This is a genomic window from Aeromonas sp. 601027, from assembly GCF_049174455.1.
In the GTDB taxonomy this organism is placed as follows: Bacteria; Pseudomonadota; Gammaproteobacteria; order Enterobacterales; family Aeromonadaceae; genus Aeromonas; species Aeromonas veronii_A.
Map to the genome: position 1 here is coordinate 134,279 of NZ_JAAKTN010000012.1, position 17,590 is coordinate 151,868.

At 61.4% G+C, this 17,590-nt stretch carries 21 protein-coding genes; 14 read left to right on the forward strand and 7 right to left on the reverse strand.

Annotation, left to right across the window (positions count from 1 at the left end; genetic code table 11):
• The first annotated feature begins 46 nt into the window (after positions 1–46).
• On the forward strand, positions 47–871 hold the full coding sequence (locus tag G5193_RS15810) for an MBL fold metallo-hydrolase (RefSeq protein WP_421206361.1): 825 nt from the start codon (positions 47–49) through the stop codon (positions 869–871).
• A 209-nt stretch (positions 872–1,080) separates the two neighbouring features.
• Here G5193_RS15810 and asnA read toward each other — a convergent pair whose 3' ends face one another.
• Complete coding sequence (gene asnA, locus G5193_RS15815) at positions 1,081–2,073, reverse strand: aspartate--ammonia ligase (RefSeq protein WP_005339781.1); 993 nt, start codon at positions 2,071–2,073, stop codon at positions 1,081–1,083.
• Positions 2,074–2,227: 154 nt separating this feature from the next.
• On the opposite strand from asnA, the gene asnC reads away from it, so the two are divergent.
• Complete coding sequence (gene asnC / locus G5193_RS15820) at positions 2,228–2,689, forward strand: transcriptional regulator AsnC (protein ID WP_005339783.1); 462 nt, start codon at positions 2,228–2,230, stop codon at positions 2,687–2,689.
• A gap of 8 nt (positions 2,690–2,697) precedes the next feature.
• Here asnC and G5193_RS15825 read toward each other — a convergent pair whose 3' ends face one another.
• On the reverse strand, positions 2,698–3,462 hold the full coding sequence (locus G5193_RS15825) for a substrate-binding periplasmic protein (RefSeq protein WP_421206364.1): 765 nt from the start codon (positions 3,460–3,462) through the stop codon (positions 2,698–2,700).
• A gap of 87 nt (positions 3,463–3,549) precedes the next feature.
• On the opposite strand from G5193_RS15825, the gene G5193_RS15830 reads away from it, so the two are divergent.
• Positions 3,550–4,086 (forward strand): DUF2301 domain-containing membrane protein, encoded by a 537-nt coding sequence (locus G5193_RS15830; RefSeq protein ID WP_213388076.1) that lies wholly within the window; start codon positions 3,550–3,552, stop codon positions 4,084–4,086.
• On the opposite strand, the gene G5193_RS15835 is transcribed toward G5193_RS15830, so the two are convergent.
• A complete protein-coding gene (locus tag G5193_RS15835) occupies positions 4,083–4,487 on the reverse strand; it encodes a CBS domain-containing protein (RefSeq protein ID WP_005356342.1) in 405 nt (134 codons plus the stop codon). The two genes, G5193_RS15830 and G5193_RS15835, sit on opposite strands and share 4 nt — an antisense overlap.
• A gap of 162 nt (positions 4,488–4,649) precedes the next feature.
• Between G5193_RS15835 and G5193_RS15840 the strand changes: the two genes are divergently transcribed.
• A complete protein-coding gene (locus tag G5193_RS15840) occupies positions 4,650–5,354 on the forward strand; it encodes an SDR family oxidoreductase (RefSeq protein WP_216979930.1) in 705 nt (234 codons plus the stop codon).
• Here G5193_RS15840 and G5193_RS15845 read toward each other — a convergent pair.
• Positions 5,280–5,855 (reverse strand): 2-amino-4-hydroxy-6-hydroxymethyldihydropteridine diphosphokinase, encoded by a 576-nt coding sequence (locus G5193_RS15845; protein ID WP_216979931.1) that lies wholly within the window; start codon positions 5,853–5,855, stop codon positions 5,280–5,282. The genes G5193_RS15840 and G5193_RS15845 overlap by 75 nt on opposite strands.
• 124 nt (positions 5,856–5,979) lie before the next feature.
• Between G5193_RS15845 and G5193_RS15850 the strand changes: the two genes are divergently transcribed.
• The 4 genes from G5193_RS15850 (at position 5,980) to G5193_RS15865 (ending at position 9,377) form a co-directional block, all read left to right on the forward strand.
• Positions 5,980–6,072: a YnhF family membrane protein gene (locus G5193_RS15850; protein ID WP_216952243.1), complete on the forward strand. Its 93-nt coding sequence runs from the start codon at positions 5,980–5,982 to the stop codon at positions 6,070–6,072.
• Positions 6,073–6,175: 103 nt separating this feature from the next.
• The gene (locus G5193_RS15855) at positions 6,176–7,585 is read left to right on the forward strand and encodes a sensor histidine kinase (protein WP_421206386.1); all 1,410 of its coding nucleotides are present in this window, start codon (positions 6,176–6,178) and stop codon (positions 7,583–7,585) included.
• Complete coding sequence (locus G5193_RS15860; protein WP_337073300.1) at positions 7,582–8,100, forward strand: hypothetical protein; 519 nt, start codon at positions 7,582–7,584, stop codon at positions 8,098–8,100. The genes G5193_RS15855 and G5193_RS15860 overlap by 4 nt, the downstream gene beginning before the upstream one ends.
• Positions 8,097–9,377 (forward strand): sigma 54-interacting transcriptional regulator, encoded by a 1,281-nt coding sequence (locus G5193_RS15865; protein ID WP_421206366.1) that lies wholly within the window; start codon positions 8,097–8,099, stop codon positions 9,375–9,377. Before G5193_RS15860 ends, G5193_RS15865 begins: the two co-directional genes overlap by 4 nt.
• Before the next feature lies 1 nt (position 9,378).
• On the opposite strand, the gene G5193_RS15870 is transcribed toward G5193_RS15865, so the two are convergent.
• Positions 9,379–9,861, reverse strand: a complete 483-nt coding sequence (locus tag G5193_RS15870) for a DUF1097 domain-containing protein (protein ID WP_421206368.1) — start codon at positions 9,859–9,861, stop codon at positions 9,379–9,381.
• Positions 9,862–10,230: 369 nt separating this feature from the next.
• Between G5193_RS15870 and msrP the strand changes: the two genes are divergently transcribed.
• Both msrP and msrQ read left to right on the forward strand, forming a co-directional pair.
• Positions 10,231–11,232: a protein-methionine-sulfoxide reductase catalytic subunit MsrP gene (gene msrP / locus G5193_RS15875; protein WP_421206370.1), complete on the forward strand. Its 1,002-nt coding sequence runs from the start codon at positions 10,231–10,233 to the stop codon at positions 11,230–11,232.
• The gene (msrQ, locus tag G5193_RS15880) at positions 11,223–11,849 is read left to right on the forward strand and encodes a protein-methionine-sulfoxide reductase heme-binding subunit MsrQ (RefSeq protein ID WP_421206372.1); all 627 of its coding nucleotides are present in this window, start codon (positions 11,223–11,225) and stop codon (positions 11,847–11,849) included. The genes msrP and msrQ overlap by 10 nt, the downstream gene beginning before the upstream one ends.
• On the opposite strand, the gene G5193_RS15885 is transcribed toward msrQ, so the two are convergent.
• A complete protein-coding gene (locus tag G5193_RS15885) occupies positions 11,846–12,094 on the reverse strand; it encodes a PepSY domain-containing protein (RefSeq protein WP_013724184.1) in 249 nt (82 codons plus the stop codon). The two genes, msrQ and G5193_RS15885, sit on opposite strands and share 4 nt — an antisense overlap.
• A 63-nt stretch (positions 12,095–12,157) precedes the next feature.
• Between G5193_RS15885 and G5193_RS15890 the strand changes: the two genes are divergently transcribed.
• Genes G5193_RS15890 through G5193_RS15905 form a run of 4 tightly spaced genes read left to right on the forward strand, consistent with a single transcriptional unit; the run spans position 12,158 to position 15,023 of the window.
• Positions 12,158–12,496 carry a PepSY domain-containing protein gene (locus G5193_RS15890; protein WP_042063810.1) on the forward strand — a complete coding sequence of 113 codons (339 nt, stop codon included), beginning with the start codon at positions 12,158–12,160 and terminating at the stop codon, positions 12,494–12,496.
• Positions 12,497–12,517: 21 nt separating this feature from the next.
• On the forward strand, positions 12,518–13,174 hold the full coding sequence (locus G5193_RS15895; protein WP_005341873.1) for a response regulator transcription factor: 657 nt from the start codon (positions 12,518–12,520) through the stop codon (positions 13,172–13,174).
• Positions 13,171–14,520, forward strand: a complete 1,350-nt coding sequence (locus G5193_RS15900; protein ID WP_216952239.1) for a sensor histidine kinase — start codon at positions 13,171–13,173, stop codon at positions 14,518–14,520. The genes G5193_RS15895 and G5193_RS15900 overlap by 4 nt, the downstream gene beginning before the upstream one ends.
• A gap of 41 nt (positions 14,521–14,561) precedes the next feature.
• On the forward strand, positions 14,562–15,023 hold the full coding sequence (locus tag G5193_RS15905; RefSeq protein WP_216952238.1) for a hypothetical protein: 462 nt from the start codon (positions 14,562–14,564) through the stop codon (positions 15,021–15,023).
• An 85-nt stretch (positions 15,024–15,108) separates the two neighbouring features.
• Here the strand turns inward: G5193_RS15905 and torA are convergent, their stop codons facing one another.
• Positions 15,109–17,589: a trimethylamine-N-oxide reductase TorA gene (gene torA / locus G5193_RS15910; RefSeq protein ID WP_421206375.1), complete on the reverse strand. Its 2,481-nt coding sequence runs from the start codon at positions 17,587–17,589 to the stop codon at positions 15,109–15,111.
• Between the last annotated feature and the right edge of the window lies 1 nt (position 17,590).

Below are 17,590 nucleotides of genomic sequence, written 5' to 3' on the forward strand. Positions count from 1 at the left end.
AAAAACGCAGGCCTCGTGCCTGCGTTTTGTTTTCAGGGGGAGCGAGATGCTGAAGTTTTCCGTGCTGGTGGATGATGACGTTCATCTGCCTGGCTGTCTGCCCGAGCGAGGGTTGGCGTTGCTGCTGGAGTGTGACGGCCTCAGGGTGCTGTTTGACAGCGGCCGTGGCCGGGTGCTGCGCCACAACGCCGCCGTGATGGGGATCGATCTCGCCTCGCTCACCCATGTGGTGCTCTCCCACGGTCATTACGACCACGTGGGCGGGGTCGGCTCGCTGCCTGCCTATCCAAGACCCATCCCGCTCATCGCCTGTCCGGATGTGTTTTGCGAGCGGGGCTACTTCCTGTCGCTGCCCTTCTGGCGGCGCAACCTCTATCGCCTGTCGGGGGAGCTGGCTCGGGAGTCGCTGCCGGCCAAGGGCTTGCTTCCCCACTGCTCGGCCGAGCCGGTGTGGCTCTCGGATCATCTGGTGTTCCTCGGCAGCATTGTGCGGCGCGACCGGGCTGCGCCTTCGCTGCTCGGCTACATAGTGCGGGGTGGGCGGGTGGAGAAGGATCTTATCAGTGACGACTCGGCGCTGGCCTACAAGAGCGAGCAGGGGCTCATCGTCTTTATCGGCTGCGGTCACGCCGGGGTCGAGAACATCATCGCGCGGGCCAAGGAGGTGTGTGGCGACGAGCGGATCCACGCCGTCATCGGCGGCCTGCACCTGAAGTTTTCCAGCCCACAGCGGGTGGTGGCGCTCGGCACCTATCTGCAGGAAGAGGCGGTGGATCAGTTGTTTGCCTGCCACTGCACCGGCAGCAGAAAGGCGAGGTTGCCGCGCCAGCGCCAGATCGGGGCCGGGTTCGATCACAGTTTTTCGGCCTAAAAAAACGGCAATCCGAAGATTGCCGGGAGGAATGTAGTGAAGCGACCTGACGTGGGTTGAGCGGGTCGCAGGGGCAAGCCCCCGATTGCGAAGCGCGGCCACTGCTGGCCTCGCCTCTTACAGCCTGCCGGGGATGCGCTCGCTCAACCCCGACGGCCACCTGCCTGTTGCCATGCCGGCGGCGATGACGCCGGCATGGCTTTCATTCGTTACAGCATGCCTTGCACGGCGGCTTTCATCTCGGCCGGCCAGACGCCGACCTGAACTTGGCCGATGTGCTCTTTTTGCAGCAGCAGCATGGCCAGACGGGATTGGCCGATGCCGCCGCCGATGGTCTGCGGCATCCGTGCGGCCAGCAGGTCCTGATGCCAGTCGTACTGCAGGCGATCCTCGTCGCCGGTGATGGCCAGCTGGCGGCGCAGTGCTTCGGCGTCGACCCGGATCCCCATGGAGGAGATCTCGAAGCTGTCTTGCAGCACCGGGTTCCACACCAGAATGTCACCGTTCAGGCCTGCCAGACCCAGCTCGCTGTGGCTGCTCCAGTCGTCATAGTCCGGGGCACGCACATCGTGACGCTCACCGTGGGAGAGGGCACCGCCGATGCCGATCAGGAACACGGCCCCCAGCTCTTTGGCGATGGCGCGCTCGCGCCCCTTGGCATCGAGGTCCGGGTAACGGGCCAGCAGCTCTTCGCTGTGCAGGAACTGGATCTCGGCTGGCAGGAAGGGGGTCAGCTCATGCTCGGCGCAGACTGCGCGCTCGGTGGCCTTGATGGCGGCCCAGATGCCGCGCACGGTTTCCTGCAGATAGGCCAGATCGCGGCGCTCGCTCGGCATCACCTTCTCCCAGTCCCACTGATCCACGTAGACGGAGTGGATGGGGGTGAGCTTGTCTTCATCCGGACGCAGTGCCTTCATGTGGGTGTAGATCCCTTCGCCCGGACCGAAGCCGAAGCGACCCAGGGTCTGGCGCTTCCATTTGGCCAGTGAATGGACCACTTCGTAGCTGTGATCCGGCAGAGTTTTTACTTTGACCTGCACTGCATTCTCATGGCCAGAGAGGTTGTCCTGAGTGCCATCACCGACCCGGCTCAGAATGGGGGCTTGCACCTCCATCAGACCCAGTTGTTGGGCGAGTTGGCGGGAGAACATCTCTTTGACGAAGCTGATCTGCTGTTGGCTGCGAATGTAGTGCTGTTTCATGCTGAATTCCTGTTTCAAACCCCGTTGGATGTGGTGATTCTTCAACGGAATGCCAACTAAATTCAATATTCGATAATAGAAATAGGCTTTGTGTATTTTTTTATTCAAAATAAGCCGTTTTTTAATGAGGTATCGTCAACGGGAGTGCAAAAAAATGCCGGAAAATTATCGGATCGATAATCTCGATCAGGCCATCCTCACCGCTCTGATGGAGAATGCGCGGATCCCTTACGCCGAACTTGCGAAACAACTGGCGGTCAGCCCGGGCACCATCCATGTGCGGGTGGAGAAGATGAAACAGGCGGGGATCATCGAGGGGACACGGGTGCAGGTTAACCCCAAGAAGCTGGGTTACGACGTCTGCTGCTTTATCGGGATCAATCTGAAGAGTGCCAAGGATTACCCCTCGGCACTGGCCAAGCTGCAAGCGCTGGACGAAGTGGTGGAAGCCTACTACACCACGGGCCACTACAGCATCTTCATGAAGGTGATGACCCGCTCCATCGACGAGCTGCAGATAGTGCTGATCAACAAGATCCAGACCATCGACGAGATCCAGTCCACTGAAACCCTGATTTCGCTGCAGAATCCGATCCTGCGGGACGTGAAGCCCTGACCGGCTGATCAGGGTTCGATATAGGGGATGGCGTACTTGTCGTAGAGGGCCTTGAGGCTGCCGTTGCGCTTCATGCGCAGCAGTTCGGCATCGTAGGCCGCCATCAGGGCGGGGGTCTGTGCATCCGCTCGTGCGCGGGCCCAGGTGTTGAAGTAGGGGCTGCTCTTGAGCGGTTTGGGCAGGTAATCGACCTTGCCCGTCAGCCCCTCCTCTTTGATCTGGGTGAAGGCGGTGACCAGTGGCATGGGCACGGTATCGATGCGTCCTGCCAGCAGTTTGCGCAGTTGCAGCTGGTTCATGGTGATCTCCTGAAACTGATAGGCCGGGTCGGTCATGGCCGCTGCCAGTTCAGGGGTATAGGAGAAATCCTTGGTCACGCCGATGCGCCAGGGTTTGAGATCGGCCAGCGTTTCGTAACGGATCTTCAGCAGGTCCGCCTTGCGCACGAAGAAGTGCCAGCTGTGGCGTAGATGGGCCTGTTGGGGATAGATGAGATAACTCTCCCGCTCTGCCTTGTAGGAGTGGGTCATCACTAGATCGCAGGCGCCGGTTTCGGCATTACGGGTGAGGCGGGCGCCGGAGTCGGCCAGCTCGACCCGAAAGGGCGTCTCCAGCTTGTCGAATATGGCGGTGACTATATCGATATCGAGCCCATGGGGTTTCTGATCGGCATCGATATACTTGAGCGGGGGCTCCATGGTGCCGCAGATCACCAGCTCCTTGGCGGGCAATCCGAGTGGAAACAGCAACCAAAACAGGGGGATCACACGCAAACTACGTCTCCTGAGCCCGTTTGAAGATATTCCAAGACCTGATTCCAGTATATTGGATGGCACCTGATCCGTTAGAAGCGACTGTTTATGGCAAATCCTGAAATCGAGAGCCCGCTGGACGGGATCGACAAGTTGACCGTCTCGCTCTACCGCCTTGGCTTGAGTGCGGCTGCCCTGTTGCTGCTTTGCCGCGGTGCGGCGCTGCTGAGCGGGATGGCACTGCTTCCGTCGGCACAATGGTTGATGTCTCTGGCAGTGGCAAGCGCAATCTGCGGCTTCTCGCTGCATATCTACGACAAGCGGATTCGCCTGATTCTGCAGGGATTTGGTTGGGGCGCGCTGGCCCTGGCTGCGGTAGGAGCGCCGGATGCGCTGGTGCTGGGAGCGGCCTTGGCGACCCTCTCCGGGCTGGCGTTCAAGGAGCAGTTTTGCTTCTCGATTCCCGGCATCAAACTGGTGCCCATTTTGCTGCCGGCGTTATGGCTGCTGGAGTGGTTGCGGGTGGAGTGGGCCGCCGCACTGGTGGCGCTGGTATGCGGGGCCCTGTTGACCTTGCTGGCGCTGGCCAAGTGGCGGATGCCCCTGCACTTCGATATCGGTGACAAGGGGCGTTACCAGATCTAGGTCTGCTGGCACACCTTCATCTGCTGGTTGAGGGCCTGCATCACCTGACGGCGGCTGATGATGCCGATCACCTTGCCCTGTTGCAGCACCGGGTAGATCTTGGGCTTGGCATCGGCCATCTGGCGAGCCAGATCCAGAATGCTCTCATCCGGCCCGACCGAGAGGGGCGAGCGGTTCATCAGATCCTCCACCCTGGTGCGGGTATCGCAGTGGTAGCTGCCGGTGAGCAGGCTGGGAATGCAGTCTTGTTCGGAAAGAAAGCCGATAAGCCGTTTTTGCTCATCCAGCACCGGCAGGCCGCCAAGACCCGATTGATGCAGGCGATCCAGCGCCTCGGCCAGGCCGAGTCCGGCAGTGAGGGAGTGGGTCAGGCGACCCATGTGGTGGTGTACTTTCAGCATGGTGGTGACTCCGCAAGAGGGGGATGCCGCCACTATGACGCGGGTGGGTGGCCCGCGACCAATGGCTTGTGCCGCAGAGATTGATAGGCACCGGCCATCGGCGGTGATCCGCTGGCAGGCGGGCTTCGTTCATGCAAGACCATGAAAGGGAAAGGAGATCGTATGCGTGCATTGGTTACGGGCTGCGGCCGTCGACTCGGATTTTATCTCTGTGAACAGCTGGTGGCAGCGGGTTGGCAGGTGACGGGCAGCTATCGCAGCGAGCGGCCGGAGCTAGCCACGCTGGCAGCACTGGGGGTCGAACTGGTGCTGGCGGATTTTGGCCGGGAAGATGACGTTGGCAAGCTGATCGATGTGCTGGCTGCCCATCAGGATCTGGCGCTGGTGATCCACAACGCCTCGGCCTTCGAGCCGCAGGCAACTGATCCGGCGGCGCAACTGGCCCAATTCGAGCAGTTCTACCGGGTACACATGGCGGCCCCCTTCCAGCTAAACCGGGCGTTGGCCCCCCAGCTTGCCAGCAACCCCAACGCCAGCATCATTCACATCACCGATATCTATATCCATGCCCCGGCCCCCCGTTTTGCCAGCTATGTGGCGACCAAGGCGGGAGCCCATTCGCTGGCCATGAGCTTTGCCCGCGAGCTGGCGCCTGCGGTGCGGGTCAACACTATAGAGCCGGGGCCGATCCTGTTTCTCGACGAGCATGACGAGGCATGGCGCCAGCAGGTGTTGGCGAAAACACCGCTGGCGCGGGAGGGTGGACTTGAGCCCATCTGGCAGGCGGTGCAGTTACTGATGGGGAACAGTTATATGACGGGGGCCAGCATCAAGGTAGATGGCGGGCGGGCGCTGGCCACCCTCTGATAGGTTGCCGAGCACCAGCGGCCCCAGCCCGACCTGCCGAGTCAGCAAGCCTTTGCCGGGTTTGAGTTTGCCCGACGGGGCGGGGAGCGTCACTTGCAGCGCCACCTTGGGCTCATGCACCTCGCCATGGCCATAGAGCTCGGCCAGCAGCTCCGCCAGATAGGAATCGACCTCTGCCGAGGCAAAGTCACCGCTCCTGTTGCTGGCCAGAATATCGATGTCGAGCGGCCGATCGTGCACCTTGCAGAGTGGATCGCTGCGATCCCGGCCGTGAGCTACCTCAAGGGCGACAAAGTGCTGCTTGAGGCGGGCGGCATCGAGCGGGCTCTCCACCACCAGCAGGCAGTTGAGAAAGTCGTGGCAGGAGTGCATTCCCACCGGCTTGGTGCGGATCACCGAACTCAGCCGCAGGGGGCCGACGTTCACAAACAGCTCGGCCAGCGCGCGGCTGACATGGATGTGCGGGTCAATATTGGATCCAATGCTACACAGATAGAACATGCTCACCTTCCCGGGGTTGGGCTCATCTGAAATGTATACGCAGCTCACGGTTATCGGATTAACTATGGCTTAACATTGTCTTATCTATTGTGATCCGGCACTGATTGGCAGAAAGGAGGTTTGCATGAGTGTGGAGCTGAAATGGGCGCTGTTGACCGCTTCGGGTGCGCTGGCGCTGATCATGATTATCTGTCTGGCCTCTGTCGCGTTGGCGTGAATCACCACAATCCAGATAATCCAAACCGGCCTGTTGGCCGGTTTTGTTTTTCTGGGCGGTGCAGCTATGCTGGCGCACCGGTGAGAACGCAAGAGAAGAGATGATGACCAAGGTTCGCCCACGCTCCCTGCTGCAGGTGGTATTGATGGGATTCGTGCTGGTATTGATGCCGCTGGGCGGCATGATCTGGCACAACAGCACCTCCCTTGCCCACCTCAGCCAACTCACCAGCGACGAGATGGAGCGGGCGGTCAAGGATACCCGCCGCGCCACCCTGCTGACGGCGCAGGCCATCGATATCGAACGCACCTTGCGCCGCTTCGCGGTGCTGGGGGATCGCCGCAGCCTCACCAGCTATCAGCAGCAACTCGACGGGTACCGGGTGTTGCTGGCAGAACATCGCAGCTCTATCTCCGACGGTCAGCTCTACAGGGGGCTCGATCAGGGGCTGGCCTGGCTCGACAGCTTGCAGGATGCCGCGCTGGCCCAGGCTGCGGTGGCGGGGGACAAGCTAGAGCTGTTTAACGATGCCAACAAGCAGCTTGAGATGGTCACCCGCAGCCGGGTTGACGAACACATGGAGCGGGTGCGACTCACCATCGCCGGACTGACCAGGGAGCTCTGGTGGGTGAGCGGCGCTGTAGCGGCGCTCAGCCTGCTGATGGTCTTTATCTTCACCTACCTGATCATCCACCCGGTACGACAGATTGAGTCGCGCATCTTGAGCCTAGGGGCGGGGGTCGAGCCGGATCCAAGGCCGGTAGATGGCCCCGCCGAGCTGGTGTTGCTGGGGGAGCGGATCCTCTGGCTTTACGACAAGCTCAAGGAGCTGGAGCAGCAAAAGTACCAGTTTCTGCGTCATGTTTCCCACGAGCTCAAGACCCCGCTAGCGGTGCTGCGGGAGGGGTCGGATCTGCTCTGCGAGCAGCTGGTCGGGCCGTTGACGCCGGATCAGCTGGAGATCTGCCAGATGCTGGACGAGAGCAGTCGGCGTTTGCAGACCCTGATCGAGCGGCTGCTCGACTTCAACCGGCTCAGTCAGCAGGAGGTCTTCGAACTGGAGCCCGTCCCCCTGCTGCCCATGCTGTCAGAACTCACCATCGAGTACCGGTTGGCATTGGAGTCCAAGCAGATCCGTGTACACTTGCCGACCGGGCCGGTTACCCTGTGGGCGGAGCCCTACCGGTTGAGACTGATCCTCGATAACCTCTTCTCCAACGCAGTCAGTTACGGCGCCAGCGGGGGCAATATCTGGATCAGGGCAGGGCAGGATGAACAGACAAGCTGGCTGGAGGTAGCCAACGAGGGGCCAGAGATCCCCGCTGCCGATCAGCAACGTATTTTTGAACCCTTCGAACAGGGCAGTACAGTGCGGCAAGGTGTATTGAAAGGCTCTGGTATGGGTCTCTCTATCGCCCGTGAGTCTGCCCATAGCCTCGGAGGTGAGTTGGTTCTGGTAAGAGATGAACAGGCAGATGTCTGCTTCAGGTTGACGTTGAAAAGAGAACTATGAAGATACAGCGCGTATTTCCAGCCCTGATGATGGGGTTGCTCGCGGGTTGCGGCCTGCTGCCACAGCACGAGCAGCAGAACTCCTCCGATATCGCTTTTGCCAAGCGGATGGAGTTTGCCAACAAGGAGATGCAGGTACGTCTGCAATACTCCGACTGGTTGCTGGCCAGCCATCCCCAGCAGCGTGTGCAGGAGCGTCAACGCCTGAAAGGGGCGGGAGATCTTGAGAGCCGGGTCAGTCTGGCGATGGTGGATTCCCACCCGGCCGAATCGGTGGCCAATCGTACTGCCGGGCTGGTGCGCCTGAAGCAGATGCTGCCCGAGCTGGGTCTTGATGCACAGGCTTTTTTGCGCAGCTGGATCGCTCTCGGAGAGCAGTTGCTGGCTCGCGACAGCCGGCGTGATGATCAGAGTCAGGAGATCCAGCGGCTGCGTCGTCAGATCGAGCAGCTGACTGCCATCGATGACCAGCTCAACCAGCGCAAGCTGAACGAGAATCGTGAGGCTATACCATGAGCCGGATCCTGTTGGTGGATGACGACGTCAGCCTGCTCAAACTGATGAGCATGCGGCTGCGCAGTCAGGGTTATGAGGTGGATACCGCCGACAGTGCGGAGGGAGCCCTTGATCGGCTGCGCCAGCAGCGGGCCGATCTGGTGTTGAGCGATTTGCGGATGGGGGGGATGGATGGCCTTGCTCTATTCGAGCGGATCCAGGCCCAGTGGTTGGGGCTGCCGGTCATCATCATGACTGCCCACGGCACCATACCGGACGCTATTCAGGCCACCCGCTCCGGCGTCTTCAGCTTTTTGACCAAGCCCATTGACAAGGATGAGCTGCTGGCCACCATAGAGCATGCTCTCAGCCTGACCCGGCCGAAACAGCAGCAGGAGTGGCAGTCACTGATCCTGACCCGCAATCCCCAGTTGGAACAGTTACTGATCCAGGCTCACAGCATCGCCACCATGGAGGTGCCGGTACTGATCATGGGGCCGTCAGGCTCCGGCAAGGGGGCGATGGCGCAGGCGCTGCACCAGGCCAGCCAGCGCCGCGACAAGCCGCTCCATACCATCAACTGCGCCGCCATTCCGTGGGCGTCACTCGACTTGCAGCTGTTTGGTGAAGATGGCCAATCCGGTCTGTTCGAGCAGGCCAAGGGGGCGACCCTGTTTCTCGACGAAATTGGCAGCCTGTCGGAATCCTTGCAGGCCAAGCTGCTGCAGGTGATGGAGGAGTATGGCCAGGGCACGCCGGAGGTGCGTGTGCTCAGCTCCAGCCATCAGGATCTGGTCAAGGCGATGGAGGAGGGACGCTTTCGGGAAGATCTCTTCTATCGTCTCAACGTCGCCAATATCACCTTGCCGTCTCTCAGTGCCCGCAGTGAAGACATTCCGCTGCTGGCCAGACAGGCGCTGGATGATTATCGCTGCCGCCACAGCGACTGCGCCGCCATGGGCTTCTCGCCGGAGGCGCTGGCGATGCTGGCCGCCGCTGCCTGGCCCGGTAACGTGCGTCAGCTCTGCAATCTGGTGGAGCAACTCGCCAGCCTCTGTTGCAGCCCGGTGATCGGGGTCTCCATGGTGGAGTCCGCCCTGAGCGGTGGTGGCGGCGGCATCCCCTCGTTCAACGAGGCGCGGGCCGAATTCGAGAAGGAGTATCTGATCCGTTTGCTGCGCACCACCGAGGGCAACGTGACCCTGGCGGCCAACATGGCGGGCAGAAACCGTACCGATTTTTACAAGTTATTGAATCGGCACGGTATCGAAGCTGCAAACTTCAAATCGAAGGGATAAATCAGGCGGGATCAACTACCGCCGGAGCGGCATCGGCTTTCTGGGTTTTATGGGAGAGCCAGAGGCCGCTCGCCTTCATCAGGTAACCGAACAAGGCGCCAATGATGAGGGAGGGTAGGATCAGCCGCCACTCGCCAGCCGCCCCGAAGGTGGCACAGCAACCGGCAAAGGTGCCGGGAATGTAGCCGAGCCACTGCTGTTTGGCCTGCACGCACATCAGGGTGGCGACCACCCCCGTCATCACATAACCCGCAACACCCGCTCCCCACAGACTGTCGCCATGGATCAGCAGCAGCGCCCACAGCATGCCGCTGGCGTTGCAGAAGATGGTCTGCAGCAGCGCCTTGTAACCACCGCTTGACGCGAAATAGCTGGTGCAACCGAGGAAGCCGACCCAGGAGAGCAGGCCTAGCGCGACGGCCAGCCAGCCCCATACGGCGGAGAGAATACCTGTGGTGATAGCGATGGCGATCAGTGGGCTCATGGCGTGACTCTTCAGTTGGCTTCACGAAAACGGGCAGCCTACCCCTGGCAATCGGGGCGGCAAGCGGGGGCGGAATTGTGTGTGATCTCCATCACCTTTTTCAACTCAGGAATACGCTTGCGCTCGCGAAAAAAATTCATTGGTGACCGGCCTGACAGTCGGCCATAGTTAGAGGCCCTGTCCTGCTCATGGAGTGAGTCTGATGGCGCCAAATGTGATCGTTCCCCTGCTGGTGTTCGTAGTCCTGTTTCTGGTCGGCACCATGGCCAAGGCTCTGCCCCTGCACCACATGATGTAAATTTGTGTGAAATAAAAATCTGCCGGGGCGGGTCTTATCCGTAGTGCCTCACTCAGCCCCGGGAGTTTTTCATGTTGATCAAGCGTCGTACCGCCCACCCCCTCACCGAACAGGATGTCACCCCGGAAGCTGTTTATCAGGACCGCCGCCTTATTCTCAAGGGGCTGGGTCTGGGCGCGGCCACCCTGGCGTTTCCCACTCAGGCCGGAGTGCTCGACCTGCTGCGCGGCAAAGAGGATGCTCCCCAGTTAGCCACCAGGCCGCTCAACAGCAAGCCTGCCGAGCGCCCGGCCAATATGGTGCTGACACCGGAAGAGAAGGCAACCAGTTACAACAACTTCTATGAGCTCGGCACCGACAAGTCCGACCCGGCTCGCAACGCACATTACCTCAAGCCCGAACCCTGGACCCTCAAGGTGGAGGGGGAGGTGGCCAAGCCCTTTACCCTCGATGTGTGGGACCTCATCAACAAGAGCGAGTTGGAGGAGCGGATCTACCGACTGCGCTGTGTCGAAGCCTGGTCCATGGTACTGCCCTGGAACGGCATCTCGCTGGCGGAGATTATCCGCCGTGCCGAGCCCACCAGTCGCGCCAAGTTTGTTGCCTTCGAAACCCTGTTTGATCCGAAACAGCTGCCGGGGCAGGCCTCCAGGTTGGGGGGCGGCATCGAGTATCCCTACGTCGAAGGGCTGCGTATCGACGAGGCGATGCACCCTCTCTCTTTCCTTGCGATGGGGCTCTACGGCAAGACCCTGCCCGCCCAGAATGGCGCGCCGATCCGCTTGGTAGTGCCGTGGAAGTACGGCTTCAAGAGCATCAAGAGCATCGTCTCGATCCGGCTGGTGGAGGAGATGCCGCCGACCACCTGGAATCTGCTGGCTCCCAACGAATATGGCTTCTACGCCAACGTCAATCCGCAGGTGGATCATCCGCGCTGGAGTCAGGCCAGCGAGCGCTTTGTCGGCGAGGGCGGGGTGTTTGGCGCCAAGCGTCAGCCGACCCTGATGTTCAACGGCTATGGTGACGAAGTCGCCTCGCTCTATCAGGGGATGGATCTGCGCCAATGGTACTGAGATTGAAACCGGCCCATATCAACGGCTTGCGGGCACTGGTGCATCTGGGCGCTCTCGGCTTCCTGCTCTGGCTGTGGTTTGCCATTCCGGCAGGTCTGCTGGGGGGCGATCCGGTGCCAGAGCTTATCCACTACCTCGGCAAGGGGGCGCTCAACCTGCTGCTGCTCACCCTGCTGGTGTCGCCGCTGGCCAAGCGCTGGCGGCAGGGGCAGCTTATCAAGCTGCGCCGCCCCCTCGGGCTCTGGTGTTTTGCCTGGGCGCTGCTCCACTTCATGGCGTGGCTGGGGCTGGATCTGCAGTTTGACTGGGGGCTGATTGGCGGCGAGCTGGTTAAGCGCAGCTATATCGTGGTGGGGATGGTGGCCCTGTTGCTGCTGGCCGCCCTCAGCATCACCTCTCTGCCCGCATTGCAGCGCCGCATGGGTGCCGCATGGCAGAAGCTGCACAACTGGGTCTATGCCATCGCCCTGCTGGTGCCGGTGCATTACTGGTGGTCGCTCAAGAGCGGTTGGGGGGAGCCCCTCATCTACCTGCTGCTGGCCTGCGCCCTGTTCTGGCCGAGGCGAGAGAAGCTGCTGCGTCCCTGGCGGGGACGCTGGAATGCAAAAGAGGCCTAATCGGCCTCTTGTTGTTTGATCTCGCCAGTGTAGGCATCGACGATGAGATGCACCTTCTGATCCTGGCGATTGAGGGTTTTGACCTCGAATTTGTCCCCTTCCAGCTCCACTTCCCGAATGTCGTGATACCCTTGCGCCAGCAACAGTTTGACCAGCCCGGCCATGTCGAGACGGCTCTGGGCCGCCCAGCTTGTGGCACTCAACAGGCAGAGGATCAGCAGGAAACTGCGCGGGATCATATTCATTCCGGATTCATGGCTGGCAGACTATAAACGCCATTATGTTAGGTTTTTGGAGATGAATCATCCATGAATAGAGCGCTCCCTCTGCTCGGGTTATTGCTGCCGGTGCTGGCACAGGCGGTCACGCCTGATGAAGCCCAGCTGCAGCAAGCTGTCCATGAGGGACGGGTTCGGCCCTTCCATGAAATGATGGAGGTGGCGGCCAGGTTGCCGGTACGGGTGTTGCGGGTGGATCTGGGAGAAGAGGATGGTATCTGGCTCTATGAACTGCGCGTCATCGATCGGGAAAACAGCGTGATCAAGGTAGCCTATCGGGCCGACAACCTTGAGCTGGTGTGGGCCAAGGGCCACCATCTGGAGCGGCTGTTCGAGCCGCCAAAGCCCCCGGTCGAGGATGATGAATAACCCCTGTGTGGAAGCCTGTTCATGCGAATTCTGATTGTTGAAGACGAAAAAATTCTGGCTGGCCAGCTGGCCGAACAGCTGCGCCTCTCCGGCTTTGTCACCGACCTCTGCCATGATGGCAACGAGGCCGGTTTTCTCGGAGAGACCGAACCTTACGATGCCATCATTCTCGACCTCGGCTTGCCTGGGCGCGATGGCCTGAGCGTGTTGAAGGAGTGGCGCAGCAAGGGAATCGATACCCCGGTGCTGGTACTGACCGCCCGTGGCCAACTGCACGAGAAGATCGAGGGGCTCAATGCCGGTGCCGATGACTACCTCACCAAGCCGTTCCAGGTGGCCGAGCTGGTGGCGCGGGTGCATGCGCTGGTGCGCCGGGCGGCAGGCAACGCCAGCTCCGTTCTGGAGATTGGCGGGGTACGGCTCGATATGGCGGCTTCCCAGGTGTGGTACGAAGGGACCCCCATCAAGCTGACCGCCCACGAGTTCCGGGTGCTGGGTTACCTGATGCAGCATCGGGGCAAGGTGGTGTCGCGCAGCGAGCTGATCGATCACATCTACGCTCAGGATTTCGACCGTGACTCCAACACAGTAGAGGTGTTCATCGGCCGGATCCGCAAGAAGACCCATCCCGACTTGATTGAGACAGTGCGTGGTCTCGGATACCGGATCAACGAATGAGGCTGGTCCGAACCCTGCGGGGGCGGCTGCTTGCCATTGCGCTGGTGTGGTGCGGGCTGTTCCTGTTCGCCACCGGCTTCAGCCTGCAGACCATGATGCGCAACTACTGGCAGGAGGCAGAGGCTGACGGCTTGCGCCTGCAACTCTACGATCTGCTCTCCCGGCTGGAGGTGGAGAAGAGTGGTCTGCCTGTGGTGATCGAACCGATGGCCGATCCCCGTTTCAGCCAACCTTACTCCGGCTACTACTGGCAGCTGGAACTGGGGGAAAATGTGGTGGGCCGCTCCCGATCCCTGTGGGACACCCATCTGGTGAGCCGTGGCCTCAAGTCTGCCTTTGGCGATCCTGACCTCTTTTTTGGCAAGGGCCCCAACAAGGAGCCGCTGCTGATCATGACCCGCACCGTGCTGTTGCCCGGTTCGGATCGGGTCTTTACCCTGGTGATGGCCAAGGACAGCAGCACCCTGATCCAGACCCTGAAGAAAACTCGCATCAGCCTGTTCCTCGGTCTCGGCTTTGCCGCCGCCGGTCTGGTGCTCGGCTTCATGTTCCAGATCGTCTATGGTTTGCGGCCGCTGCATCTGCTGCGCCGTGAACTGGGGCGGGTTCACGAGGGTCATCAGGAGGGATTCCGGCTGCGCTATCCGCTGGAGATCCAGCCGCTGGTTGAGGATATCAACCGGCTGCTGCACCACTACGGCGAGCTGCTGCAGCGTGCCCGTGCCCACACCGGCAATCTGGCTCACGCCCTCAAGACGCCGCTCAGCATCATGCGCAATCAGGTTGCCCAGTTGCCGCCGGAGGATCAGGCCGCCATCGGCGAGCAGCTCGACCAGATCCAGCGCCATATCGACTATCACCTCGGTAAGGCGCGGGTGACCGGCGCCGCCAAGATCCTCGGGGTGTCGACCCCGGTGCGGGCGCGGGTGGAGTATATCTGCCGCGCCTTCTCCCGCCTCTATCCGGGCAAGACGGTGGATCTGCAAGTGCCCGCCAATCTGGCGGTCGGGGTGGAGGAGCAGGACTTCGACGAGATGGTGGGCAATTTGCTGGAGAACGCCTTCAAATGGTCCGCCAGCGAGCTGCGTATCTCCAGCGCCGAGCTGGGGGGCTGGATCACCCTGCGTATCGAGGATGACGGCCCCGGCATGAGCGAGGATCAGATCGCCAAGGCGGTGCTGCGCGGGGTGCGGCTCGACGAGAAGGTGCCGGGTTCCGGTCTCGGTCTCAACATCGTCTCCGATCTGGCGGAAGCCTATCGCGGCAGCTTTATTATGGGCCGCGCCGAACTGGGCGGGCTGGCCGCCTCCCTCTCGTTGCCCAAGGTGGCAAGGGTCGAGAGCTAGGCATAAGATATGGCATTTGTTTTAGCCTGAGGAAGAGAACCATGACCGACGATCCGTGGGCCCTGTGCCATCTTGACGATTCATTCGATGCCTCTGTACTGGGGGTCAAGGGCGCCCAGATCCAGTGGTTTGAAGATCGGGATGGCCTGATTGCCTATCTGCTGGAAGATTTTGTCGACCTGCTGGCCGATGTGGGCGAACTGGACGAGGAGCAGACCGAGCAGGCGCGCGAGCGCTTCACCCTGCTGGTGGAGCAGAGCTTCGACGATCGCACCCTGATGGATGCCATCAACGATCTCGCCTCTGGGCTGCGCCGCATCGCCTGGTTGGGGCCGCTCTCGGAGCTGGCCGAGATCAGCGACGAGTTTGCCTCCGGCCTGCGCCGCTATTTCTGGAGCCAGTACGACGGGGATGAAGATGACCCGGACGCCTGGGTGCCGGAAGAGCTGTGGCCGCAGCTGGTGGAGTGCGCGCAGGAGTATATGGAAGAGGGGGATTTTTAAATCCGTCCGGACTATGTGTGCTCTTTGGCAGACAGATAAAGAAACGGCGCCTTGATGGCGCCGTTTTTATTGGGTGGCAATCGCCTTAGCCGTTGGCCGGTACCGCGTGGGCGGTGTTGGCCAGCATCGGGCCAGTGTACTTCTCGATCTGCAGCTGGGCCATGTGGCCGCAGTTGCCCTGCGCCAGACTGGACGAGCCTTCGTCGAAGGTGAGGCAGTTGACGTTGCCGTTCTTGCAGATGCTGCCCGCTTCGCCCGGCTTGGCCGGGTCATACCAGGCCCCTTCGCAGATCCGCACCACCCCTTGGCGCACATCCTCGGAGAGCAGGGCGCCCACCAGGATCTGGCCGCGCTCGTTGAAGGCGCGCACCAGATCCCCCTGGGCGATGCCACGAGCCTTGGCATCCAGCGGATGGATCATGATCGCCTCGCGGTCGGCGATGGCGAACTTGTCTCGCAGCGGAGTGTTGTCGAGCTGGGAGTGCAGCCGCTGGGTCGGGTGGGAGGTGTTGAGCGACAGTGGATAGCGCGCCGCCACCTCGCTCTTCACCCACTCCTTGGGCTCATACCACTTGGGATGGCCGGCACAGTCGGCATAACCCATCCCCGCCACAGTGTTGGAGAAGATCTCGATCTTGCCGGACGGGGTGCCGAGCGGATTGAGCAGCGGATTCTCGCGAAAATCGGCGTGACGGATCCACTGGCGGTTGGCCTCGGGGATCGGGAAGCGGATGTAGTTGTTGGACTCCCAGAACATGTTGAACGGCGGCAGCGCCACGCGGGCGCCGCGGGCCTGCGCCGCCATGCCGTCGTACATCTGCTTGAGCCACAGCATCTCGTCCTTCCCTTCGGTGTACTGCTCCTGCACGCCCAGCTTGGCGGCGATGGCGCTGAAGATGTCGAAGTCGTTGCGGGACTCGTGCTGGGGCGGGACGCACTGGTGCATCGGGAACACATAGCGCTGAGAGTAGTCGCCGCCCATCTCCAGATCGTTGCGCTCGTAGCTGGTGGTGACCGGCAGCACGATGTCGGCGTGTTTGGCGGTGGCGGTCCAGTAGGGCTCGTGAACGATCACGGTCTGCGGTTTGCGCCACGCCTGCAGCAGGTTGTTGGTGTCCTGATGGTGGTGGAAGGGGTTGCCGCCCGCCACGTAGACCAGCTTGATGTCCGGATAGGTCACCTTGCGGCCGTTGAAGTCGATGGTCTTGCCCGGGTTGGCGAGACAGTCGGCGATGCGCGCCACCGGGATCGGTGCCGGGCTGTTCTTCGGTGCGTTGCCGGCGGAGATGCCCGCCAGAATGCCGCCCTTGGCGGTGGGGCTGCCACCGGAGGAGTAGTGGTAGCTGAAGCCGTAGCCGCCGCCCGGCAGGCCGATCTGGCCCAGCATGGAGGCCAGAGTGACCAGCATCCAGTTCGGCTGTTCGCCGTGCTGCTGACGCTGCATGCCCCAACCGGCCATGATCATGGTGCGCTTGGCGGCCATGTCGAGGGCCAGCTGGCGGATCACCTTGGCATCGACGCCGCAGACAGTGCTCGCCCACTCGGCGCTCTTCGGTTGGCCGTCATCCTTGCCGAGCAGATAGTCCAGAAACTTGTCGAAGCCGACGGTGTAGCGATCGAGGAAGGCTTGAGCGTGCTTCTTCTCGCTGTAGAGGGTGTGAGCCACACCCAGCATCATGGCCACGTCGGTGTAGGCGTTCGGGGCAATCCACTCGGCGCCGACCAGCTTGGCGGTCTCGTTGTAGATGGGGTCGATGCTGATGACGCGGGTACCTTTCTCCTTCAGCGCCATGAAACCGGCCTGACCCTCGTGATCCGGCATGTTCCAGCTGTTCTTCAGGGTCACCTGAGCGTTGACCCCCCACAGCACCACCAGTTCGGCGTTCTCAACCACATTGGGCCAGGCGGTCTGCTGCTCGTACACCTCGATGGAGCCCATCACATGGGACATGATCACCTGGGCGGCACCGGTGGAGTAGTCACCGGCATAACCGGTGAAGCCGCCGGAGAGGTTCATCAGGCGGTGCAGCAGGGTGCGGCTGTTGTGGAACATGCCGACGCTTTTCCAGCCATAGGAACCGGCGTGGATCGCTTGCGGGCCGAAGTCAGACTGGACGCGCTGGATCTCGCCGGCCACCAGTTCGATCGCCTTGTCCCAGCTCACTCGCACCCACTCGTCGGCACCGCGCAGCTCGGGTTTGGCGCCCGGGCCATGCTCCAGCCAGCTTTTGCGCACCATGGGGTATTTGATGCGGTTTTTGGCGTGCACCTGGAACGGCGCCATGTCGATGAGATCGTTTGGCGCCGGATCATCGGCCACCGGCTGGACGCGCACCATGCGCCCATCTTCGACGATCGCCTCGAAAGCACCCCAGTGGGCGCCGGTCAGAATGCCCTTCTGGGCGGGCACCAGAGTCGGGAACTGATTCAATGCGGTGCTGATGGCTTGCGCCAGCGCACTCTTGGGAAAAATGCCGCCGAGCAGGGGCAGGGCTGCGCAGGCGCCGAGCCCCTTGAGCAGGTTGCGGCGGGACAGATTGGTCTTCTTGTCATTGAAAAAAGTCATA